This is a genomic window from Methylobacterium tardum (assembly GCF_023546765.1).
In the GTDB taxonomy this organism is placed as follows: domain Bacteria; phylum Pseudomonadota; class Alphaproteobacteria; order Rhizobiales; family Beijerinckiaceae; genus Methylobacterium; species Methylobacterium tardum.
Window position 1 is genome coordinate 99,104 of the sequence record NZ_CP097484.1, and the last position, 19,932, is coordinate 119,035.

General features: G+C 69.8%; 21 protein-coding genes and 2 pseudogenes. 3 read left to right on the forward strand and 20 right to left on the reverse strand.

Annotation, left to right across the window (positions count from 1 at the left end; all coding sequences use genetic code 11):
- The 4 genes from M6G65_RS00475 to M6G65_RS00490 all read right to left on the reverse strand — a co-directional run bounded on the left by M6G65_RS00475 (position 1) and on the right by M6G65_RS00490 (position 3,635).
- Positions 1-1,239, reverse strand: a complete 1,239-nt coding sequence (locus M6G65_RS00475; protein ID WP_238197538.1) for a peptide ABC transporter permease — start codon at positions 1,237-1,239, stop codon at positions 1-3.
- 116 nt (positions 1,240-1,355) lie between these two features.
- On the reverse strand, positions 1,356-1,880 hold the full coding sequence (locus tag M6G65_RS00480) for a DUF2937 family protein (RefSeq protein ID WP_238197537.1): 525 nt from the start codon (positions 1,878-1,880) through the stop codon (positions 1,356-1,358).
- A gap of 70 nt (positions 1,881-1,950) precedes the next feature.
- The gene (locus M6G65_RS00485) at positions 1,951-2,964 is read right to left on the reverse strand and encodes a WD40 repeat domain-containing protein (protein ID WP_238197536.1); all 1,014 of its coding nucleotides are present in this window, start codon (positions 2,962-2,964) and stop codon (positions 1,951-1,953) included.
- A complete protein-coding gene (locus tag M6G65_RS00490; protein WP_238197535.1) occupies positions 2,961-3,635 on the reverse strand; it encodes a YoaK family protein in 675 nt (224 codons plus the stop codon). Before M6G65_RS00490 ends, M6G65_RS00485 begins: the two co-directional genes overlap by 4 nt.
- 207 nt (positions 3,636-3,842) lie before the next feature.
- Between M6G65_RS00490 and M6G65_RS00495 the strand changes: the two genes are divergently transcribed.
- The gene (locus tag M6G65_RS00495; protein ID WP_250103431.1) at positions 3,843-4,274 is read left to right on the forward strand and encodes a response regulator; all 432 of its coding nucleotides are present in this window, start codon (positions 3,843-3,845) and stop codon (positions 4,272-4,274) included.
- A gap of 24 nt (positions 4,275-4,298) precedes the next feature.
- Entirely contained in the window at positions 4,299-4,661 is a 363-nt protein-coding gene (locus tag M6G65_RS00500; protein ID WP_238197533.1) for a photosystem reaction center subunit H, read from the forward strand.
- Between the two features lie 16 nt (positions 4,662-4,677).
- Here M6G65_RS00500 and M6G65_RS33860 read toward each other — a convergent pair.
- The 10 genes and pseudogenes from M6G65_RS33860 to proB all read right to left on the reverse strand — a co-directional run bounded on the left by M6G65_RS33860 (position 4,678) and on the right by proB (position 14,338).
- Positions 4,678-5,309 (reverse strand): annotated as a pseudogene (locus tag M6G65_RS33860) (DUF2939 domain-containing protein).
- Positions 5,310-5,333: 24 nt separating this feature from the next.
- A complete protein-coding gene (locus tag M6G65_RS00510; RefSeq protein WP_238197531.1) occupies positions 5,334-5,888 on the reverse strand; it encodes an RNA pyrophosphohydrolase in 555 nt (184 codons plus the stop codon).
- 95 nt (positions 5,889-5,983) lie between these two features.
- A complete protein-coding gene (locus M6G65_RS00515) occupies positions 5,984-7,216 on the reverse strand; it encodes a divergent polysaccharide deacetylase family protein (RefSeq protein WP_238197530.1) in 1,233 nt (410 codons plus the stop codon).
- A 170-nt stretch (positions 7,217-7,386) separates the two neighbouring features.
- The gene (locus M6G65_RS00520; RefSeq protein WP_238197529.1) at positions 7,387-8,727 is read right to left on the reverse strand and encodes a S41 family peptidase; all 1,341 of its coding nucleotides are present in this window, start codon (positions 8,725-8,727) and stop codon (positions 7,387-7,389) included.
- Positions 8,727-10,109: a murein hydrolase activator EnvC family protein gene (locus M6G65_RS00525; RefSeq protein ID WP_373323821.1), complete on the reverse strand. Its 1,383-nt coding sequence runs from the start codon at positions 10,107-10,109 to the stop codon at positions 8,727-8,729. Before M6G65_RS00525 ends, M6G65_RS00520 begins: the two co-directional genes overlap by 1 nt.
- A gap of 6 nt (positions 10,110-10,115) precedes the next feature.
- Entirely contained in the window at positions 10,116-10,610 is a 495-nt protein-coding gene (gene rlmH / locus M6G65_RS00530) for a 23S rRNA (pseudouridine(1915)-N(3))-methyltransferase RlmH (protein WP_238197528.1), read from the reverse strand.
- 13 nt (positions 10,611-10,623) lie between these two features.
- A complete protein-coding gene (gene rsfS, locus M6G65_RS00535) occupies positions 10,624-11,061 on the reverse strand; it encodes a ribosome silencing factor (RefSeq protein WP_373323820.1) in 438 nt (145 codons plus the stop codon).
- 9 nt (positions 11,062-11,070) lie between these two features.
- Positions 11,071-11,712, reverse strand: a complete 642-nt coding sequence (locus M6G65_RS00540; RefSeq protein ID WP_238197588.1) for a nicotinate-nucleotide adenylyltransferase — start codon at positions 11,710-11,712, stop codon at positions 11,071-11,073.
- 52 nt (positions 11,713-11,764) lie between these two features.
- Positions 11,765-13,063 (reverse strand): glutamate-5-semialdehyde dehydrogenase, encoded by a 1,299-nt coding sequence (locus tag M6G65_RS00545; protein ID WP_250103432.1) that lies wholly within the window; start codon positions 13,061-13,063, stop codon positions 11,765-11,767.
- A gap of 159 nt (positions 13,064-13,222) precedes the next feature.
- Positions 13,223-14,338, reverse strand: a complete 1,116-nt coding sequence (gene proB / locus M6G65_RS00550; RefSeq protein WP_238197526.1) for a glutamate 5-kinase — start codon at positions 14,336-14,338, stop codon at positions 13,223-13,225.
- 297 nt (positions 14,339-14,635) lie between these two features.
- Here proB and M6G65_RS00555 point away from each other — a divergent pair, with 297 nt between their 5' ends.
- Entirely contained in the window at positions 14,636-15,826 is a 1,191-nt protein-coding gene (locus M6G65_RS00555; RefSeq protein WP_250103433.1) for a cupin domain-containing protein, read from the forward strand.
- A gap of 59 nt (positions 15,827-15,885) precedes the next feature.
- Here M6G65_RS00555 and obgE read toward each other — a convergent pair.
- From obgE to M6G65_RS00585, 6 genes and pseudogenes are all read right to left on the reverse strand, one after another.
- Positions 15,886-16,937, reverse strand: a pseudogene (gene obgE, locus M6G65_RS00560) (GTPase ObgE).
- Between the two features lie 91 nt (positions 16,938-17,028).
- Positions 17,029-17,625, reverse strand: a complete 597-nt coding sequence (locus M6G65_RS00565) for a GNAT family N-acetyltransferase (protein WP_238197523.1) — start codon at positions 17,623-17,625, stop codon at positions 17,029-17,031.
- A 185-nt stretch (positions 17,626-17,810) separates the two neighbouring features.
- Entirely contained in the window at positions 17,811-18,077 is a 267-nt protein-coding gene (gene rpmA, locus M6G65_RS00570) for a 50S ribosomal protein L27 (RefSeq protein WP_091781540.1), read from the reverse strand.
- Positions 18,078-18,165: 88 nt separating this feature from the next.
- Positions 18,166-18,480: a 50S ribosomal protein L21 gene (gene rplU, locus M6G65_RS00575; RefSeq protein WP_010683509.1), complete on the reverse strand. Its 315-nt coding sequence runs from the start codon at positions 18,478-18,480 to the stop codon at positions 18,166-18,168.
- Between the two features lie 188 nt (positions 18,481-18,668).
- A complete protein-coding gene (locus M6G65_RS00580; protein ID WP_238197522.1) occupies positions 18,669-19,073 on the reverse strand; it encodes a hypothetical protein in 405 nt (134 codons plus the stop codon).
- Between the two features lie 114 nt (positions 19,074-19,187).
- The gene (locus tag M6G65_RS00585) at positions 19,188-19,811 is read right to left on the reverse strand and encodes a YceI family protein (RefSeq protein ID WP_238197521.1); all 624 of its coding nucleotides are present in this window, start codon (positions 19,809-19,811) and stop codon (positions 19,188-19,190) included.
- Between the last annotated feature and the right edge of the window lie 121 nt (positions 19,812-19,932).

Here is a 19,932-nt window from a genome sequence, read left to right on the forward strand (position 1 = left end):
TCAGCTCTCGCTGGTGTTCAGGCGGTGCAGCTTGGCGACCTTCGGCCGGCTGGTGCGGAACTGGCCCCGCTCCACCGACACGAACACGACAATCGCGATGGCGAGCGTCGTCAGCCACCAGATCGCCGTCAGGCCGACGCCGAGGCAGGCGACCGTGAAGGCGGCCGCGAAGCAGCCCATCGCGCCCGGGACCAGGGCTGGACCGTCCCGTCCCGCCCGCCGGATCGAGGCGTAGAGCGCGAAGGCGGCCGCCAGCGCCCCGACGATGCCGAGCTCGTACCAGAACTCGAACAGCGCCGTGGTCGGCGCATTCAGCGGCAGGAGCCCGACCAGACGACCGCGCAGGGCCGTCTCGAAGCCGTGGCCGGTGATCAGACGCACCGGGTCGGTGGTCACCACCTTCTGCCAGCTCTTCAGGGACAGCACCGCCGGGGCGAGGGGTCCCAGGATGGTCGCGCCGACCGGGCGCGCCAGGAAGGGCAGCAGCGGCGCCACGGCCAACAGCAGGGCCGACAGGGTCGCCGTCAGGATCGCGCCGAGCTTCGGCCGGTAGCTCGTCACCGCGAAGGCGAGGGCGCCGACCGCGAGCGCGGCGATCTGGGTCGCGTCCGGCTGGACCGTGAGGGCGAGGGCGACGAGGAGGGCGAGCCCGAGGGCCTCGCGGTCGCGGCGCCGGGACCGGAGCCAGGCCAGAGCCGGCCAGACGAGGAGGATCAGCAGGACGAGGCCGCGATCCAGGGCGCCGTCATCCTCGGTGCCGGACGGCGCCATATGGGCCCCGAAGACGCCGAGCACGATCGCCACGATGGCGCCGGCCACGACGCCGAGCGGAAGCAGGTAGAGGTTCGCCGAGCGCATCCGGTCGGGCAGCGCCAGGTAGCCCAGCAGCGCCAGCCCGATCGTGGCGGCGAGGTTCGCCAGCCGCTCGAGGGCGGCCCCGGGGAACGGCGTCCAAGTCAGCGACAGGGCCGACCACAGCACCACCAGCATCCCGGCCAGGAAGGCCGGGGCGGTCAGCAGGCGGGAGGTGGCCGGCCGCACCGGCCGCTGCCGCCTGTCAATGACGCTGGCGATGATCAGCAGGATCACGGCGATCGGCGCCAGGATCACGGAGGCGCGCCGCGCCACCTGCGCGAGGACGGGAAGCACGACGAACAGGCCGAAGAAGCCGATGCGCCGCAGCAGCGCGGCGGCGTCGAGCGCCGGGTCGATGGTCGTGGATTTCGACGCGCGCGGCATCGTGTGCCTTTTCCCGGACCGGGACGGCCGGATCCCTGCTCGATACGCAAGGCTCGCGCAAGCCGCTGTAGACGTTGCGCCACACTGCGCGGCGCACTTCCAGTTGCGCGCTGCCCTCAGGCGACCGTCGCAGCCGTGCGCGGGCGACGGCGCACGACCCGCCGGCCGACATCCGACACGACGCGCCAGCCGCTCCAGGCCGCGAAGAACCCGATCAGACCGGCCGCCAGGCCGTCGGCGGTGGTGGGAACGGCCGGGCTGAAATCGTGGTAGGCGGCTCGAACGACCGGAAGGTCGGGATCGCGCAGCATCGCCACGACGCGGCCGAGCGGGCTGCTCGCCGTCGCCAGGGCTTGTTGCTGGGCGCTGAGCCGGGCGAGCCGTGCGATGTCGTCGCGCGCCGCCTCGCCGCGCCGCGCGACGAGCTGGTCCGGATTGGACCGAAGCCGGTCGACGGCGCCGTCGCGGGTCGTGCCGGACGCCTGCGCGTCGGATTCCAGCACGGCTACCTGCCGGCGCAGCTCATCGGCGGCACCGCCGAGACGTTGCGCGTATTGCTGCGCGAATTCGGGCGCCTGCGCCGCGACCACACCGCCGAGCAGGCCCAGGGCGAGGCCGAAGGTGCGGATGACGCGGAACACGGCGAAACTCCGGCGGGGTGACTCGGTCACCGACAAAGAGCATGCCGGCCGTCCCGGTTCCAGCAGCGGCTCAGCCCGGCAGGGTCAGCAGCCCCGCCTTGCCGTCGCCGCAGCCGAAGAGCAGCCGGCTGCCGCGGCCGTCCCAGGCGAGCGCGGTCACGCCGCTGCCGGGCACCGCCGGACGCACGAGAAGTTCGGCGGCATCGGTGAAGCGCACCAGCAGGATGCAGCCGTCCTCGTAGCCCATCGCCAGGACCGGTGCCTTCGGGTGGAAGGCGACCCGGGAGACCCGCGCCGGCCGGACGCCGCATTCTCGCGGGGCCTTTCCGGTCGGGCCCTCCTTCGAGTCGAACGGCCAGACGATCGCCGCCTCGGCACCGCTGGTCGCGAGCCAGTGTCCGTCCGACGACCACGACATCGAGCGGACCTTGCCGGGATAGCCCGACATCCGCATGTGGCCGCGATCCGGCTGAAGACGCCAGCCGTGAAGGGCGTTCTCCTGCATGGTCGAGACCACGAAGCGGCCGTCCGGCGACCACGTCACGTCGATATGCGAGCCCTTCCAGCTGATCACCTCGGCGGGGGTCTCGAGGTTCGGGTACCAGAGGCTGACGCCGTTGTAGTGGGCGACCCCCAGCCGGTAGCCCTTGGGCGCGAAGACGAGGCCGCGGGCCGTCGAGGGCGCCTCGAAGCTGCGCTCCCGGCCCTTGGCGTCGCGCGCCACGACGGCGCGGCCGGCCGACCAAGCCACCGCGCCGTCCGGATGGACCGCGAGCGCGTCGATCCAGGCGCCGCCCTTGGCGAGGCCGAGCTGGTCCATCGCTCCGTCGGCCCGGATCGCGACCACGCGACCGTCATCGCCACCGGTCACCAAGCGGTCGCCGCCACTGGCCGCAACGAGGATCCCGCTCTCGGGATGAGCGGCAACACGCGTGGCGTCGCCGCCGCGGGACAGGGCGACCGTGCCGTCGCTGAGCGCCAGGGCCGGAACGTCCTTCAGGAAGTGCGCCGCGACGACGTGAGCGCCGGCTTCGAGGGCGGCGACGTGCTCGGTGAGGGAGGGATTGCTGACGGAGCTGCTCATAGCGAAGGAACTTTCGTGGCCGGCGGACCGGCGCGCAAGACGAGAATGGCGGTGATCAGCGCGAGACCGCCCGAGATCGCGGCCGGAGCGATCAGGGCGTACAGGCTGAAGATCCCGTAGGCGTGCGCCCCGAGATACGCGCCGAACAGCAGAGACAGCCAGACCAGCCCGTCGCCGACCCAGCCCAGGGGATCACCAGTGCGGGTCAACGCCTGGGCGATCTTCTGGCCCAGGCTGAACAGCGCCCCCGTGACGAAGGTCGTGCCGGCGCGGAAGCCCTTCACCTGCGCGAGGACCGCGTTCTGCGAACCCATCGCCACGGCGACGAAAAACGCCGCGAGGCCGAGCTCAGGCGACTCGAGCCCCAGCCCGAGGCCGCCGAGGATCAGCAGCGACTCGTAGGCGAGCACGATCGGCGTCGTCCATCGCGGGGGCACCAGGATCGCCAATCCGCTGCCCAGGACGGACCCGGTGAGGAAGGCGAGGAGCAGTGTCGCGGGCAGCACCATCCGGTGAAGCTCGGCCTCCGCGCCGAAGACGGCGAGCTGCGTAGTGTTCCCGCTCATGAACGAGGTGTAGAGGCCGCCGAGGCGCACGAAACCGAGGGCGTCGACGTATCCGGCGAGCCCGGTCAGCAGGAGGCCGATGCCCAGCTGCCAGGACCGGCTCACGCTTCGGCTCCGTGGTCGCGTCTCGGTAACCAGTCGTTAACCATTACAGCTGCTTCGTTGAGGAGTGCCGGGGCGGGGTTAACGCACCGCTCACCAAACCCAAGCAATTTGATCGAAACAGGGTGAACACCCCGTCGGAGGGGGCCGTTGCCCCTGCGATCCGGTCCGGGGACACCGTGCCCCCGCCGGGTGAGTGGGAGTTGCGTCATGGTTCCGTTCGCCGCCGCTTTCGTCTGCCCGTCCATGCCTGTGCTGGACTCGGCCGCCGCCACGATCCTGGTTGTCGAGGACGAGCCGACCGTGTGCGAGCTGGCCGCCGAAGTGCTCATCGGCGAGGGGTATCGGGTGATCACCGCCGCGGATGCTTGGGAAGCCGAGGCGATCCTCGCCCGGGAGAGCATCGACCTGCTCTTCACCGATATCGACCTCGCCCGCAATACGAACGGCCTGTCGCTGGCGCGCCGGGCGCGCAGCCTCTGCCCGGATCTTCCGGTGGTCTACACCTCGGGCGGCCGAGCCTGCCTGCCCGCCGGCGAGGCCGTCACGGATTCGGTGTTTCTGCCGAAGCCCTACCGCCCCAGCCAGCTCGTGGGACTCACTCACGACATCCTGCGCGTCGCGCACCTTCACCACGCCTGAACTGGATCTTCGAGGATCACCGCCATGTGGCGCTCCCTAACCGCGACCGGCCTTGCTCTCGCCCTTGCGGCCGTCGCTCTGCCGGCGCGGGCTGCCTGCGATGTGAAAGGTGCGCAGATCGAGGAAGCGATCGCCGCCAAGAGCGAGCTGCGCGCGGACGCCAACGCTCAGACGGTGCGGGACCTGCGCACGTTGCGCGACGCCGCCATCGTTCTCGAGACGTATAAATTCCCCGGAGAGTGCGAGGTCCTGCTCGGGATCGCAAAGTCGCTGCTGGCCAATCCGGGCAAGACCATCGAGCAGGGCGGCGACACTGACGAGGACAAGGCCGAGGGCCTGGTCGAGGCGCGGGAGCCCAAGGACGCGTCCGGCGCCAAGGCGAAATGACGCCACCGCCCGCAGATCACTGACGCTCCTCTCCCGCGCTGGCTCCGATCTTGGCCCGCGCCAGCGCCCGTCCGAGCTTCGCGGCAATCTGTTCGCGCAGCATGTCGGCCATCTCGATATCGACCAATCGCCAGCTGAGACCGCGCAGGCGCAGGCGAATCCGGGTCCGCTCCGTGCGGGGTCCATCGGGGGAATCGGGATGACGACGGCGCGAAAGCCCCGCATCTCCAGCGCCGCATAATACGGCATCAGCCGCCCGACACTGCGGATCGCGAGGCCCTCCGGTCGCGTGCCGGCCGGACGCTCCACGTCGAGCTTGTCCGGCCAGCCGTTCGCCAGCAGATCGATGACGGTCTCAGGCGTGACCATCGTCTCGGACAGGGCCAGCGCAAGCCCGTAGGCGGCATCGTTGAGGCGCTGGCGGTCACGGGGTTCCAGATCCGGATCGGTCTCCGACGCACTCCGCATGGCGGCCGTGATCTGGCGCACCAGGGACAGCCGGAGCGTCCGGAAGTTCACGTGGTTCTCGACATAGACGGTGTCGTGCCGCCGGACCGCCTGGGCGAGATCGTAGAGCGACCAGAGCGGACTCATCGTGAAGGCGAGCCACGCGAGGGCAATGCCGAGCGGGATCGCCAGCCAGCGCACCGCCTCAGATCCCCGGAGGCGGCGTCATGGCCGGCTCGCCCATGTTTCGAGGCCGGAGAATGCCGTTGCCACGCTCTCGTAGACGGGTCGCTTGAACGGCACGATCAGGTCGGGGAGCTCGGACATCCGCGCCCAGCGCCACGCGTCGAATTCCGGCTTGTGGGCGCCGCCGCCCGGACGCTGCACGTCAATCAGATCCTCGCTGCCCAGGAACCCATAGGCGAACCACTTCTGGGACTGCCCGCGATAGCGGCCCTTCCAGGCCTGCTTCATGACGGCGGGCGGCAGGTCGTAGGCGAGCCAATCCGGGATCTCCGCGAGCAGCTTGACCGCTTCCGGCGGAACATTGGTCTCCTCGAACAGCTCGCGGCGGGCCGCGACTTCCGGATCCTCACCCGGATCGATGCCCCCTTGCGGCATTTGCCACATATGCGGGCCAGCCACGTGCTCGGGTCCGGCATCCTTGCTCCGGCGACCGACGAAGACGCCGCCCGAAGGCGCGATCAGCGCGATGCCCACGCAGGGCCGGTAGGGCAGGGCGTCGCCCGGGTCCGAATCCGTCGTCATCGCCAGGACCATAGGTCAGCCACATCCGGCGCGGCAACGGCGATCGCCGAACGCGATCCCGGCATCGCCCCCGGATCGACTTGCCCGCTATAAGACTGACTGATCACTCAATCAGCTGTAGAGACGCGCTTGTCACGGGCGCCGCGCAGCGCCACGCTGGCCGGCACGAGGCGAAGACCACGCGCATCAAGATCCTTGGCCCAGCGGACGATCCGGTCGACGCTGAGGACGGATCCGCTCGTCGAGACGAGGACGAATCCGTCGGCGCGCGCTCGGGCCTCGGCCTGGGCCAGGGCCGCATCGATGGCTTCAGCGCGCGGCGTGGCATCGAGGACGATCTCGGCACGGGCGATCGGCGTCCGGCTCTTGTTGGCGGGCGCGTTGACCGGCTTCGGCCCGGTCCCGTCATCGAGGAAGCCGAGACCGCGGGCGCCGATCTCGCGGAGAACGGGCTCGAAGGCGGCGTCCGCCATCATCTTGGAGCCCATGAAGTTCGCCACTCCGACGTAGCCGGGAAACCGCGCCAGCGCCCAGGCGAGGCGCTCGGCGTTTTCCGGTCCCTTGAGTGCGGTCAGAAGAGTCTGCGGGCCGGGATCACTGTCGGGGTAGTCGAACGGCTCCATGGGCAGCTGGAGGAAGACCTCATGGCCGGCATCGCGGGCCCGGGCCGCGGCGCGCTCGGCCTCTCCGCCATAGGGCAGGAAGGCGAGGCTGACGGCCGCCGGCAGGCGTGCCGTCGCGCCGGCCGTGGCGGCCTGACCGACGCCGAGGCCCGTCACCACGACGGCGATGCGTGGGCCGGTGCCGGGCTCCTCGGCCCGGGCGTAGACGTCGAGCGCGCGGACGCGGCCCTCGCCGAGCTTCGGCAAAAGGCCGTGGCGTCCCGTCTCGCTGATCCGCGGATCCGGCGCCGGGGCGAGCCGCGGCGCGGTCGGCGGCGGGATCCGGATCAGCACCGCATCGGTGGGCCCGGAGCCGGCCGGACGCACGACCGTGACGCCTGACGCGGTTTCCAGCTCCTCGGCGCTCCGCTGGAGCCGGGACGCCGCGGGCGCTGGCGCTGTAGCCTGCGGATCGACGGCGGGCGGAATCGGAGCAGCGGGCCGAATCGAGGGTTCGCGGAGGGTGATCTTCGCCTCGACGCGCGGCTCGCCGCCCTGGGGATCGCCGAGCAGCAGGACGAGGCCGGCCGAACCGGCGAGGGCGATCGCGATCGCGCTGCCCGCAACCATGGGCCGGCGCAGCACCGCGACGAGGCGCTCGAACCGGCCGGCGGGTGGCTCCGGCGCCTCCGGCACCCCGAGGGGCCGCGTGAGGATATCGTCGGTGGACTCGGTCAAGCGGATCTCTTGCGGGATCGCGGTCCATGCGCCGGCGAGCGCGGCGCGGATCCCGCCCCATTCCGGTTCGGCATGGTTAACGTTCCGCTAACGGCAGCCCCGGAAGACAAAAATCCCGCCCGGCTGGTGTGCCGGACGGGACCGCTTATCGAGCTGTCTCTGCGACAGAATCAGTTCGGCAGGCTTGGCTTCTGCTGCTGCGCCGCCGGCGTGCCGTTGGCCGCGCCCTTCTGGATCCCGTGCAGGAAGTCCACGGCCGAGATCAGCTGCTTGTCCTTGGCCGGATCCGGCGGCACGTAGGCGGACGAACCGCCGCGCTCGTCGGTATCCTTCTGCTTGAGGTGCCCCTTGAGGCCGGCCTCGCCCTTAGTCTCGTCCTTGCCCTTCAGCTCGTCGGGAACGTCCTGCAGCACCTCGACGTCGGGCTCGATGCCCTTCGCCTGGATCGAGCGGCCCGACGGCGTGTAGTAGCGAGCCGTCGTGAGCCGCAGCGCGCCTGAGCCGCCGAGCGGGATGATCGACTGCACCGAGCCCTTGCCGAAGGACCGCGTGCCCATGATGGTCGCGCGCTTGTGATCCTGGAGGGCGCCGGCGACGATCTCGGACGCGGAGGCCGAGCCGCCGTTGACCAGCACCACCACCGGCTTGCCCTTGGTCAGGTCGCCGGCCTTGGCCGAGAAGCGCTGCGTCTCGTCCGGGTTGCGGCCGCGGGTCGAGACGATCTCGCCGCGGTCCAGGAACGCGTCCGAGACCATCACGGCCTGGTCGAGCAGGCCGCCCGGGTTGTTACGCAGGTCGATGACGTAGCCCTTGATCTTGTCGGCACCGATATCGCTCGTGAGCTTGTCGATGGCGGCGCGCATGCCGTCGAAGGTCTGCTCGTTGAACTGGGTGAGACGGATGTAGGCGACGTCGCCGCCCTCGACCTTCGAGCGCACCGGCTTGATCTTGATCACGTCGCGGGTGAGCGTGACGTCGATCGGCTCCTTCGACTCCTTGCGGGAGATCTTGAGCTTGACGCTGGAATTCACCGGGCCGCGCATCTTGTCGACGGCTTGGTTCAGGGTGAGGCCCTGGACCTGATCGTCGTCGATCTGCGTGATGACGTCGTTGGCGAGCAGGCCGGCCTTGGCGGCGGGAGTGTCGTCGATCGGGGTGACGACCTTGATCAGGCCGTCCTCCATCGTGACCTCGATGCCGAGCCCGCCGAACTCGCCGCGGGTGGTGGTCTGCATGTCGCGGAACGCCTTGGCGTCCATGTAGCTCGAATGCGGATCGAGGGAGGTCAGCATGCCGTTGACCGCGGCCTCGATCATCTTCGACTCATCGGGCTTCTCGACGTAGTCGGTGCGGACCTTCTCGAACACGTCGCCGAACAGGCTGAGTTGACGATAGGTCTCGGCCGAGGCGGCCACGGCCCGCGGCCCCGACAGGAAGTCGGTCTGGGTGGCCACCATGGAGGTGCCGGCACCCAGGAAGGCGCCCAGCATGATCAGGGATGTCTTGCGCATCAGCCGCGAACCTTCTCGCCAAGTACCGTATTGTTGGGGCTCTTCGCCCACCACGGCTCCGGATCGATGGAGCCGCCGTCCTTCTTGAACTCGACGTACAGGGTGGGATCGCCGTCGGACCCGCCTGGGCCCGCACCCTTCTCGCCCATGTTGCCGACCGGTTCGCCCGCGAGCACGAACTGGCCGACCTCGACGCTGATCTGATCCATCCCCGCGAGCAAAAGATAGTAGCCGTCGCCCGCGTTGATGATCAAGAGTTGGCCATAGGACCGAAAAGGGCCCGCGAACTGCACCCATCCATCCGCCGGCGAGGACACCACCGCCTTCGGGCGCGTCGCGAAGGACACGCCGCGGGTGCTGCCCCCATTGCCGTCGGGCTGGTTAAAGCCCCGCGCCATGCGCCCGCTCACCGGCCGCGGCACTTCGCCCCGCGCGTCGGCGAAATGCATCTTGGGTGCCAGGCGGGCGGGATCCCGGAAGCCCGCCGCGGCAAATCGCTCCTGCGTCACCCGGATCTCGCGCTCGGCCGCGGCCTTCGCCTCCTCGGCCGACCGTTTCGCCGCTACGACTTCCGCCTCGGTCCTGTCCAGCAGATCCTTCAGGTTCTTGGCCTGGACGCCGAGCTCTGCGGCGCGCCGCCGCTCCGCGGTGAGGCCGCTCTCGATCTCGGCTTGGCGGGCGCGCCGGGCTGCGACCAGCGCCTGAAGCCGCTGCTGCTCACGCGCCCAGCCCGCAAGGTCGTTGCTGAGGCCTTCCTTGTCCTGCGCGATCAGGCCGCGCAGGCGGATCATCTCCGCGAGATCGGCCGCCAGGGTATCGACCTCCCCGCGCAGTTCCGGGACCACCGCGCCGAGCAGCATCGACGTCCGGATCGCCGCCAGCATGTCCTCCGGGCTGACCAGCACCGCGGGCGGAGGCCTGCGTCCCATCCGCTGCAGTGCGGCCAGGATCTCGGCCACGATGCCGCGCCGGGCCTGGAGCGAATGCCGGATCGCGGCCTCGCTCTCGCTCATCGCCTTCAGGCGCTCCTCGAGGCGGCTCAGCCGCTCCTCGGTGGCTTGCGCCTGTCGTCCGGCATCGAGGAGGGCGGCGTCCAGCTTGGCACGATCGGAACCGATCGCGGCGATCTCGGATTCGAACTGCGTCCGCTGGCCGGCGCTGGCGGCGAGCGCCTCCTGCACCCGCTTCAGGTTCTCGGCCCGGCGGGCACGCTCCTCGTCCGCGCGCTGGATCGCCTCCGCGTCCTTCGGCGGCGGCGTTTCGGCCCAGACCGGCACGGCGAGCGACACGAACGCCGACACAGCCAGGAGCGCGGCGAGGGCCGTCCGGAACGCGCGAACTTGATTGGGGTGACCAGTCGGGCCTGCGTCTGCGGTCGCCACGTCGGATCAGCCTGCTTCGCCCCGGTGATACGGGTGGCCGGCCAGGATCGCCAGGCTGCGATAGATCTGTTCGAGAGCCAGCACGCGCACGAGTCCGTGGGGCAGAGTTGCAGCCCCGAACGACAGGATCAGCTCCGCCTTCGTCCGAATTGAGGCGTCCAGACCGTCGGGCCCGCCGATCGCCACGACCAGCGTCGGCCGGCCGACATCGCGCCACGCTGCGACGCGCTGCGCGAGAGCCTCGCTGGCTAGATCGGCCCGGCCACGTTCGTCGTACGCGACGAGGACGCCGCCGGAGGGCAGCAGAGCGGCGAGCGCCGCAGCTTCCTCGCTAGAACGATCGACGGCCCTCCGTGCGCGAGATTCCGGAATCTCGACGCTGTCGCAGGACGGGAAGCCGAGCCCGCGGCCCAATTGGGCGGTCCGGTCGCGGTATCGTGACGCGAGTTCGCGCTCCGGGCCGGCCTTCAGCCGCCCGACCGCTGCGAGGAGCAGGCGCAAGCGGGTGAGACGCCTAGCCGGCCGCGAGCCCGACCGGACGGTCCGCGCCCCACATCTTCTCAAGATTGTAGAAGCCGCGCACCTCGGGGCGGAAGATGTGAACCAGCACGTCGCCGGCGTCGATCAGGACCCAGTCGCAGGCCGGCAGACCTTCGACCCGGGCATTGCCGAAGCCGCGGTTCTTCATCTCCTGGATGATCTTGTCGGCGATCGAGCCGACATGGCGCTGCGAGCGTCCCGACGCGATGATCATCGTGTCGGCGAGCGATGTCTTGCCGGCCAGATCGATCGCGATCGTCTCCTCCGCCTTCATCTCGTCGAGGCATCCGAGAGCGAGAGCCTTCAAATCGTCCGAGCGCGCCTGACCGGATTCCTCCGGTGCCTGGACGGGGGTGCGGATCGTCTCCGTGCGGATGGTCTCGGGCAGAGTCCTAGTTCCTCGTGATGCCACGCGGCCGCATCATGGCTCGTGGGATAGTATGAAATTGGCGGCTTCGGGCGCCGATTGCAACTGCGCCGCGACCTGTCGCTCACGACTTCCCTGCATTCCGTTGCGGATGGCGGTCGAGGAGAGATGCGACCGGGGACCGTGCAGGAAGATCCAGGCGGGGGGCGGGCGCAGCGCGAGCGTCGGCGCAGCCGCCTCCGGCAGACGCGTTCCCGCCAAGCGGCGCGCAGCCCGCGCGCTCAGCGGGGTCAAGGTCCAGCCGGGCCGGTCGATGACTGCGATCGGCACGCGATGCGCGATCTCGGCGAAGCCCTTCCAGCGGTGAAACGTCCCGAGCGAATCAGCCCCCATGATCCAGACGAAATGCACGCCGGAACATCGGCGGGTGAGGACGCGCAGGGTCTGCACGGTGAAGCGAATGCCGAGCACCGCCTCGACGCCGGTCACGGCGATGCGCGGATGCCGGGCGATCCGCTCGGCTTGGCGACACCGAACCTCGACAGGCGGCAGAGCGTTCCGGCTCTTGAGCGGGTTGCCTGGGCTCACGAGCCACCAGACCCGGTCCAGCCCGAGCCGGCGCAGGGCCATCAGGGTGACGTGGCGATGGCCGGCATGGGCCGGATTGAAGGATCCGCCGTAGAGGCCGATCCGCATCCCGGGCGCGCTCGGCGGCAGGTTCAGCCGCACGCCGGGCCTTGGGCTGACATCACGGGCGAATCTGACCGCTGCCGTGGACGCGATACTTGAAGGTGGTCAGCTGCTCGACACCGACCGGCCCGCGCGCATGCATGCGTCCGGTGGCGATGCCGATCTCGGCCCCGAAACCGAACTCGCCGCCGTCGGCGAACTGCGTCGAGGCGTTGTGGGTCACGATCGCCGAATCCACCTCGGCCAGGAAGCGCGTGGCCTCGACATCATCCTGCGTGATGATCGCGTCGGTGTGGTGCGAGCCGTAGGTCTCGATGTGCTCGATGGCCGCATCGATCCCGTCCACCACGCGAACCGCGATGATAGCGTCGAGATACTCGGTGTGCCAATCCTCCTCGGAGGCGGCAGTCACGCGCGGGTCGATCGCCTGGGTCTCGGCATCGCCCCGGACGGCGCAGCCGGCATCGGCCAGTGCGGTGACGAGGGGCGCGAGATGCGTCGCCGCGCAGGCGCGATCGACCAGCAGGGTCTCGGCGGCACCACAGACGCTGGTCCGCCGCATCTTGCTGTTCAGCAGGACAGTCCGGGCCATGTCGAGGTCCGCCGCCGCGGCGACGTAGACGTGGTTGATTCCGTCGAGATGCGCGAAGACCGGCACCCGAGCCTCGGCCTGGACGCGCTCGGCGAGGCCGCGGCCGCCCCGGGGCACGATCACGTCGACGCAGCCATCGAGGCCGGCCAGCATCAGGCCGACGGCGGCCCGATCGCGGGTCGGCACAAGCTGGATCGCGTCCTCCGGCAGACCGGCATCGGCCAAACCGCGGCTCATCGCCCGGGCGATCGCCATGGCTGTCCGATGAGAGTCGGACCCGGCCCGGAGGATCGCCGCGTTGCCGGCCTTGAGGCACAGGGCGCCGGCATCCGCGGTGACGTTCGGGCGGCTCTCGAAGATCACGCCGACGACTCCGAGCGGCACAGCGATGCGCTCGATCAGCAGGCCGTTCGGCCGCTCGATCGCGGCGAGCTGGCGCCCCACCGGATCGGCCAGCGATCCGACCTTCTCCACGGCATCCGCCATGGCAGAGAGACGGCCGCGATCGAGGGTCAGCCGATCGATCAGCGCGGCGCTCTGGCCGGCATTGCGGGCCGCCGCGACATCGCGGGCATTCTCGTTCAGGATCTCATCCCGGCTCGCCCGCAGGCGCTCCGCGATCGCCTTCAAGGCGACATCCTTGGTCCGGGCCGAAGCCAGCGCCATCCGCCGTGCCGCCGCCCGAGCGCGACGGCCGATGGCGGCCATCTGCTCCGGAAGCGCGTCAGCCTCGGCGAAATCCGATCTCAGGTTCAGGACGGGCACTTCGGCGTCCTCGCTACGCGACGGCCGCTCATCTGGCCGGACGGGGTTGAGGGACGCTATTTGCACACCGGACACCGCACATACAAGAGCGCTTGGTTGCCCTTCAGCTCAGTCATCGATCCCGGAAAGATTAAGCAGATTGCGGGAGAACCGGATTAACTAGAACAATGCCAAGTCATCGCGGTGCACCATCCAGGCACGGCCGGGATAATTGAGCACGTCCGGAATACGGGCGCTCGGGTGTCCGATAATCAATCCGGCCTCGGCACTGTCATAGGCCACAAGACCTCGGCCGAGCACGCGGCCCTCCGGATCACGGATCACCACGGCATCGCCGCGGGAGAAGCTGCCTTCGATTGCGCGCACGCCGACGGGGAGCAGGCTGGCGCCACCGCGCAGGGCTTTGACGGCACCGGGATCGATGGTCAGCGTCCCGCGCGGCTCGAGCGAGCCGGCGATCCAGGTCTTGCGCGCGGCGGTCGGCGTGGAGCCCGACAGGAACCACGTGCAGCGAGCCCCGTCCCGCATCGCCTTCAACGGGTTTTTTCCCCGCCCGTCGGCGATCACCAGATGCGTGCCGCCGGACGCGGCGATCTTGGCCGCCTCGACCTTGGTGCGCATCCCGCCCCGCGACAGCTCCGAGGCCGGGCCTCCCGCCATCGCCTCGATCTCGGGGGTGATGCGCTCCACCACCGGCAGGTGGCGCGCGTCCGGATCGCTCTTCGGCGGCGCCGTGTAGAGGCCGTCGATATCCGAGAACAGGACCAGCACGTCGGCATCGATCATGGTGGCGACGCGGGCGGCGAGTCGATCGTTGTCGCCGTAGCGGATCTCCGAGGTCGCCACCGTGTCGTTCTCGTTGACCACGGGCACCGCACGCATCTCCAGGAGCTTCAGCACCGTCGCCCGGGCGTTCAGGTAGCGGCGGCGCTCCTCGGTATCCTGGGGCGTCACCAAGATCTGCCCGGCGACGATGCCGTGGTGGCCCAGCGCCTCGGCCCAGTGCCGCGCGAGGGTGATCTGACCGACCGAGGCAGCCCCCTGGCTCTCCTCGAGCCGCAGGGCGCCGGCCGGCAGGCCGAGCACCGTCCGCCCGAGCGCGATGCTGCCCGAAGACACGACGAGCACATCGACCCCGCGGGCGTGCAGTTCCGCGATGTCCTCGGCCAAGGCCGCAAGCCAGGCGTGCCGCAGGCGGCCGGCGCCGCGATCGACCAGAAGCGCCGAGCCGACCTTGATGACGATGCGGCGGAAATCTTCGAGGGCAGGGATCATGATTCTTGTAGCGGCGGCTGCACCGACGCGGTTTGGACGAAGACCGAGCGGTTGAACAGCCACCGGGGCGCAGTGCAGCCCCGGGTCCGCACTGCCGAATCCCGAAAACATCCGCCGCTTCTGGTCGACCGTCACGCCTGACACGTTTTCCGAAGCGTCATCATCCCTCACGACCTCGTGAGTATTTGGCATTCCAAATGTCGATATTGCAGCGCGACAGCGCGCCGGGCCTCACGGGTGGCGCGTCGTAGCGGGCGCAGGGTCGCCCGGCCTCACGACAGACAGGAAACAGACACGATGGACGCGAATCGACGCGCGTTTCTCGGGACCGCCGCGCTCGGCGCTGGCGGTCTCGTCGCTCTCACGCAGCAGGCCGCTGCGGCGGCGACCGACCACGGCGCGCCGGGCGCCGGCGGCTTCGGCCGTGACGTTCAGCAGCTCCCCCCGGGCGCTCAGGTTGCCTACCACGATCCCAAGGATGTCGGCGCCATGCCCGACTTCCACTTCTCGCTCGACGGCAATGTGCCGAAGATCACGTCCGGCGGCTGGGCCAAGGAGGCCACGGTCCATCAGTTCCCCATCAGCAAGGGGATCGCGGGCGTGCACATGTTCCTCGACCCCGGCGCTTCGCGCGAGCTACACTGGCACGCGATCGCGGCCGAGTGGGCCTACGTGATCGACGGCCGCTGCCAGACCGTGGTTCTCGACCCGTCGGGGGCGAGCGAGATCAACAATTACGAGCCGGGCGACCTCTGGTTCTTCCCGAAGGGCCACGGCCACTCGATCCAGACGATCGGTGACAAGCCGTGCCACTTCATCCTGTCGTTCGACAACGGCGCTTTCTCGGAGCACGGCACCTTCTCGATCACCGACTGGGTCGACGTGTCCCCGAAGGACATGCTGGCGGCCGATTTCGGCCTGCCGAAGGAAGCGCTCAACGCCTTCCCGAAGGGCGAGGCCTATATTCAGGCCGGCCCGGTGATCCCGCTCTCCCAGGCGCTGGATGCGCCCTGGCCGAAGGAATCGACCCACAAGTTCCGGCTCCTCAAGGACCCGCGCGCCGTGCGCGAGTTCGACGGCGGCACCTTCCGCCTCGCCACCGTGGACGAGTGGCCGATCTCCAAGTCGATGTCGGGCGGCGTCATGACCATCCGGCCCGGCCAGATGCGCAAGTTCCACTGGAACGTGAACGCCAACGAATGGCACTTCTACCTGAAGGGTAAGGGCGAGGTGGCTTTGTTCGGCTCGGGCGGTCGCGGCAAGGTCGCGGAGTTTAATCCGGGCGACGTGGCCTACATCCCCCAGGGCTTTGGTCACGCGATCAAGAACGTCGGCGACGAGGACCTGGAGATCATCCAGACCTGGGACAACGGCAAGTTCGAGGAGATCGACCTCGATGCCTGGATCAAGGCCAGCCCGAACTACCTCGTGTCGAACAACTTCGCCGGCGTGCCGGCCGAGACGATCGCCAAGCTGAAGCAGGGCTGATCGCACGCACCGAAACGGATCGCCGGCAGGGCTCGCATCGAGCGGCCCTGCTGGCGCCTTCACGCTATCGGAGGCTTCGACCTCTCACGGCTGCCGGCAGCCTCAGGTTCTCGATCCGCCTCCGCGCTGGCGTCGATCTCGGCCTGAAGCGCCCGCAGCGCCTCTGGCACGCCCTTCCGGCTCGCCGAGGACAGGACCAGCGGCGCGCGGCCGGCCGCGCGCTTCAGCTTGGCCACCTGCTCTTCAGGGTCTCGGCATCGAGGGCGTCGGCCTTCGAGAGCGCCACGACCTCGGGCTTCTCGGCAAGGCCGTTGCCGTAGGCCTCGATCTCGCCGCGCACCAGCTTGTAGGTCTTGCCGGCATGCTCGCTCGTGCCGTCCACGAGGTGCAGCAGCACGCGGCAGCGCTCCACATGAGCCAGGAACCTGTCGCCGAGCCCGACGCCCTCATGCGCGCCCTCGATCAGGCCCGGGATGTCGGCGAGCACGAACTCGCGCCCGTCCGAGCGGACGACGCCCAGGCCGGGATGCAGAGTGGTGAACGGGTAGTTGGCGATCTTCGGCTTGGCCGCCGTGACGCTGGCGAGGAACGTCGACTTGCCGGCGTTCGGCAGGCCGACGAGGCCGGCATCGGCGATCAGCTTCAGCCGCAGCCAGATCCACATCTCCTGGCCTTCCTGGCCGGGATTGGCGTGCTTCGGGGCGCGGTTGGTGGAGGTGGTGAAGTAGGCGTTGCCGAAGCCGCCGTTGCCGCCCTTGGCGAGGCGGATCTTCTGGCCGACCTCGGTCAGATCGGCGAGCAGCGTCTCGCCGTCCTCGGCGAAGATCTGCGTGCCGGCCGGGACCTTCAGAACGGCATCCGTCCCGTTCGCGCCGTGACAGTTCGAGCCCATGCCGTGCTCGCCCTTCTTGGCCTTGAAGTGCTGCTGATATCGGTAGTCGATCAGGGTGTTGAGTCCCTCGACGCACTCGACCCAGACGTCACCGCCGCGGCCGCCGTCGCCGCCGTTCGGGCCGCCGAACTCGATGAACTTCTCCCGCCGGAACGAGACGCAGCCGGGACCGCCGTCACCGGAGCGGACATAGACCTTGGCTTCGTCGAGGAACTTCACGGCTCGATTCCCTAATGGGGTACGGATCCGGGACCCGCACCATCATCCTCGTCAGCGGCCGCCGGCCATCGCCGGTTCCGCGGGGCTGCCCTCAGGCAGCCTCCGTCATCGCGGGCTCGGATTCCAGCATCTGCCACCGCCGCCTGTCGAGGCGGAAGCGATCGACCGGCAGATCCGCGCCCCGAGCCGGAAACGGCCGCAGGCCGGTGCCGACATGCTGGAAGCCGCACGACTCCAGGACGCGCCGGGACGCCGGGTTGACGCTGCGCGCCGAAGCCGCGAGCTCGGTTCCTCCGGCATAGGCGAAGAAGGCGTGGCACAGGCTCGACACCGCCTCGCGTATCAGGCCAGCGCCCCAGTACGGCTTTCCGAGCCAGTAGCCCAGTTCCGGCATCCGATCAGGCCCGACCTCAATGCTGACGACGCCGATCGCGGTCGCAGGGGCCGCGCGCCGTGCCAGGGCGAGCGTCAGCGCCGACCCGGCCGCGTTCTCCGAGCGCGCCTGCAGCAGGAAGGCATCCACCACGGGTGCCGGCAGCGGGTGTGGGACCCGCGCCAGCATCTCCGACACGGCCGGATCCCCGGCCAGCTTCAGGATCGCGTCCCTGTCCTTGGCGGCCGGCCAGCGCAGCCATAGCCGGCGCGTCTCGATCCGGAAGACGTCATCACGGGTCAGATCGGGGAACATCGTGCCCTCGCTGGGCAGCGCGCCCGGCTCCGGGGCACCGCCTCAAGACGACGAAGGGGAGGATGGCGTCCCATCCTCCCCGGTGTTCCGTCCGATCCGGCCCGTCAGGGGCTCGGCAACGACGTCTCCGGTCCGGTGTGGGACACCGGGCGGGACGCCAGCTTCGCCTCTCGGGCGCCCGCCTCTTATTCCGCGGCCTCGGCCAGCGGTGCTACGGCTACGAAGGCGCGCCCGCGGCGCGTCTCGAAGCGGACATGGCCCGGTACCAGCGCGAAGAGCGTGTGGTCCTTGCCCATGCCGACATTGGCGCCGGGATGCCATTTGGTGCCGCGCTGGCGCACGATGATGTTGCCCGGAATCACGGCTTCCGAGCCGAACTTCTTGACGCCGAGGCGCCGGCCTTCCGAGTCGCGACCGTTGCGGGACGAGCCGCCAGCCTTTTTGTGTGCCATGGGATGAGCTCCGAATTCTGATCTGCTTGGATGCGGTCGCGGATCGGGTCCTCAGGGACCGTGACGCGCCCAGCGCTTGCGCCGTGCCTCAGGCCGAGATGCCGGTGATGCGCACGACCGTGTGGTCCTGGCGATGGCCGCGCTTGCGGCGGGAGTTCTGCCGGCGGCGCTTCTTGAAGGCGATGACCTTCTTGTCGCGACCGTGGCGCACGATCTCGCCCGTGACGCTGATGCCCGACAGGGTCGGAGCGCCGACCTGGGTCGCGCCGGCGCCGTCGGCGAACAGAAGGACCTCGCCGAAGGTCACGGCCTCGCCGGCCTCGCCCGCGAGCGACGCGATGGTGATGGTGTCGTTGGCGGCGACGCGGTACTGCTTACCGCCCGTCTTGATGACTGCGAACATCGTTCTCTCGTGTTCTCGAACGGCCTCCGGGGGCTGCCCCTGGACCGGCTTCTTGTTTGAAGTCATTGCGCGGGCTTGTGCCCGGACAACGCGAAACGCGCGGACCTCAGGAGAGGCCGCGCGCCATGCGGGGTCACTACGGGCGCTGCGGCTTCGTGTCAATCCTCACGGCCGGGGCGCGGCCTGGATCAGCGGATCGGTGCGCCGGTGGCCAGGACGCCCTTGGCGATGGTCCCCTGCGGGCCGAAGGCGGCCAGTGCCTCGGCGCACCAGGCCTCCCGGCCATCGGCCGCGAGCTGCTGCCGAACCTGCGAGGCCCGCGTGCGCAGCTTCTCCTCCAGCACAGCCTCCTGACCGGGATTGACCCGGGCCGCGAGGCGCAGGGTCGTGAGCTGCCCGGCCCTGACCTGAACGCCCGGACAGGCCTGCTCGGCGATGATCGTGGTTGAGGCCGCCGCGGCGTAATTGTCGAGGGGCGAGAGCGGGCTGGCCGGCGCGCTGGGGGCAACCGGCGGCGGTGCCGGCGCCTGTGCGCTGGCCTGGCCGGCGAGGGCGAGAGTCAGGACGACGCCGAAGAGTCTCGTACCCCGCACCGCTTGAATCTCCCTGATGCCACCGACACGCGCGGCTATCCCTCCGCGGCCGCCCGCGGTGGCGGCTGACTACACCCGTGCCGCGGCGGCGTCACGGGCCGGCTTCCGACCGCGTCAGGGCGCGGCCTTGAACTCCCCCTCGATCCGCAGGGTCACCTCATCGCCGAGCTGCGGCAGATACGCATTGATGCCGAAATCGGAGCGCTTGATTACGGCCCGCCCATCGAAGCCGACCGTGTAGCGCTGATCGACCGGGTGGATGCCGGCCTGATTGAAGGTCGCGTCGATCGCGAGCGGCCGGACGGTGCCGCGGAGATTCAGATCGCCGGTGATCCGCGCCGTCGTGGGGCTCGTCGGCTCGATCTGGGTGGCCTTGAAGGTGGCGTTCGGGAACTTGACCGCATCGAAGAAATCCGGCGCCGCGAGATGCTCGTTCAGCCGCGCGCTGCCGGTGATGACGCCGCCGAGAGGCACGGTGACGTCGAGGCCGCTCTTCTCCGGCGCCTTCGGATCGAGCTGCAGGGTCCCGGTCAGGCCGGTGAACTGGCCGTAATAGGTCGAGTAGCCGAGATGGGAGACCGACCACGTGATCTTGCCGTGATCGGGATCGAGCACGTAGGCGCCCGGTCGCACCTGGGTCGGATCGGCACTGGGGCCCACGGGCGGTGCAGGATTGTCCGCCGCCTGGGCCGAAGCCAGGCACAGCAGCCCGATCAGGGCAAGAAATGGCACACGCATGGTCGTCCCCCGTGCCGGCCAAGGTCGGCCCGCGCAGCAAACCTGATTTCATGAAGTCCAGGCCGGCTCAAGCACGTCTGGCGGAGGCGGTTGCGCTTCTGTAGGCATCCCGGGTTGGCGG

Excerpts from the sequence above, each read along its gene's own strand:
- proB (WP_238197526.1), bottom strand. The coding sequence starts at position 14,338 with ATGATCCCTGCCCTCGAAGATTTCCGCCGCATCGTCATCAAGGTCGGC.
- M6G65_RS00555 (WP_250103433.1), top strand. The coding sequence starts at position 14,636 with ATGGACGCGAATCGACGCGCGTTTCTCGGGACCGCCGCGCTCGGCGCT.
- M6G65_RS00565 (WP_238197523.1), bottom strand. The coding sequence starts at position 17,625 with ATGTTCCCCGATCTGACCCGTGATGACGTCTTCCGGATCGAGACGCGC.
- rpmA (WP_091781540.1), bottom strand. The coding sequence starts at position 18,077 with ATGGCACACAAAAAGGCTGGCGGCTCGTCCCGCAACGGTCGCGACTCG.
- M6G65_RS00500 (WP_238197533.1), top strand. The coding sequence starts at position 4,299 with ATGTGGCGCTCCCTAACCGCGACCGGCCTTGCTCTCGCCCTTGCGGCC.
- M6G65_RS00475 (WP_238197538.1), bottom strand. The coding sequence starts at position 1,239 with ATGCCGCGCGCGTCGAAATCCACGACCATCGACCCGGCGCTCGACGCC.
- M6G65_RS00485 (WP_238197536.1), bottom strand. The coding sequence starts at position 2,964 with ATGAGCAGCTCCGTCAGCAATCCCTCCCTCACCGAGCACGTCGCCGCC.
- M6G65_RS00585 (WP_238197521.1), bottom strand. The coding sequence starts at position 19,811 with ATGCGTGTGCCATTTCTTGCCCTGATCGGGCTGCTGTGCCTGGCTTCG.
- rplU (WP_010683509.1), bottom strand. The coding sequence starts at position 18,480 with ATGTTCGCAGTCATCAAGACGGGCGGTAAGCAGTACCGCGTCGCCGCC.
- M6G65_RS00495 (WP_250103431.1), top strand. The coding sequence starts at position 3,843 with ATGGTTCCGTTCGCCGCCGCTTTCGTCTGCCCGTCCATGCCTGTGCTG.
- M6G65_RS00540 (WP_238197588.1), bottom strand. The coding sequence starts at position 11,712 with ATGCGGATCGGCCTCTACGGCGGATCCTTCAATCCGGCCCATGCCGGC.
- M6G65_RS00510 (WP_238197531.1), bottom strand. The coding sequence starts at position 5,888 with ATGGTCCTGGCGATGACGACGGATTCGGACCCGGGCGACGCCCTGCCC.
- M6G65_RS00520 (WP_238197529.1), bottom strand. The coding sequence starts at position 8,727 with ATGCGCAAGACATCCCTGATCATGCTGGGCGCCTTCCTGGGTGCCGGC.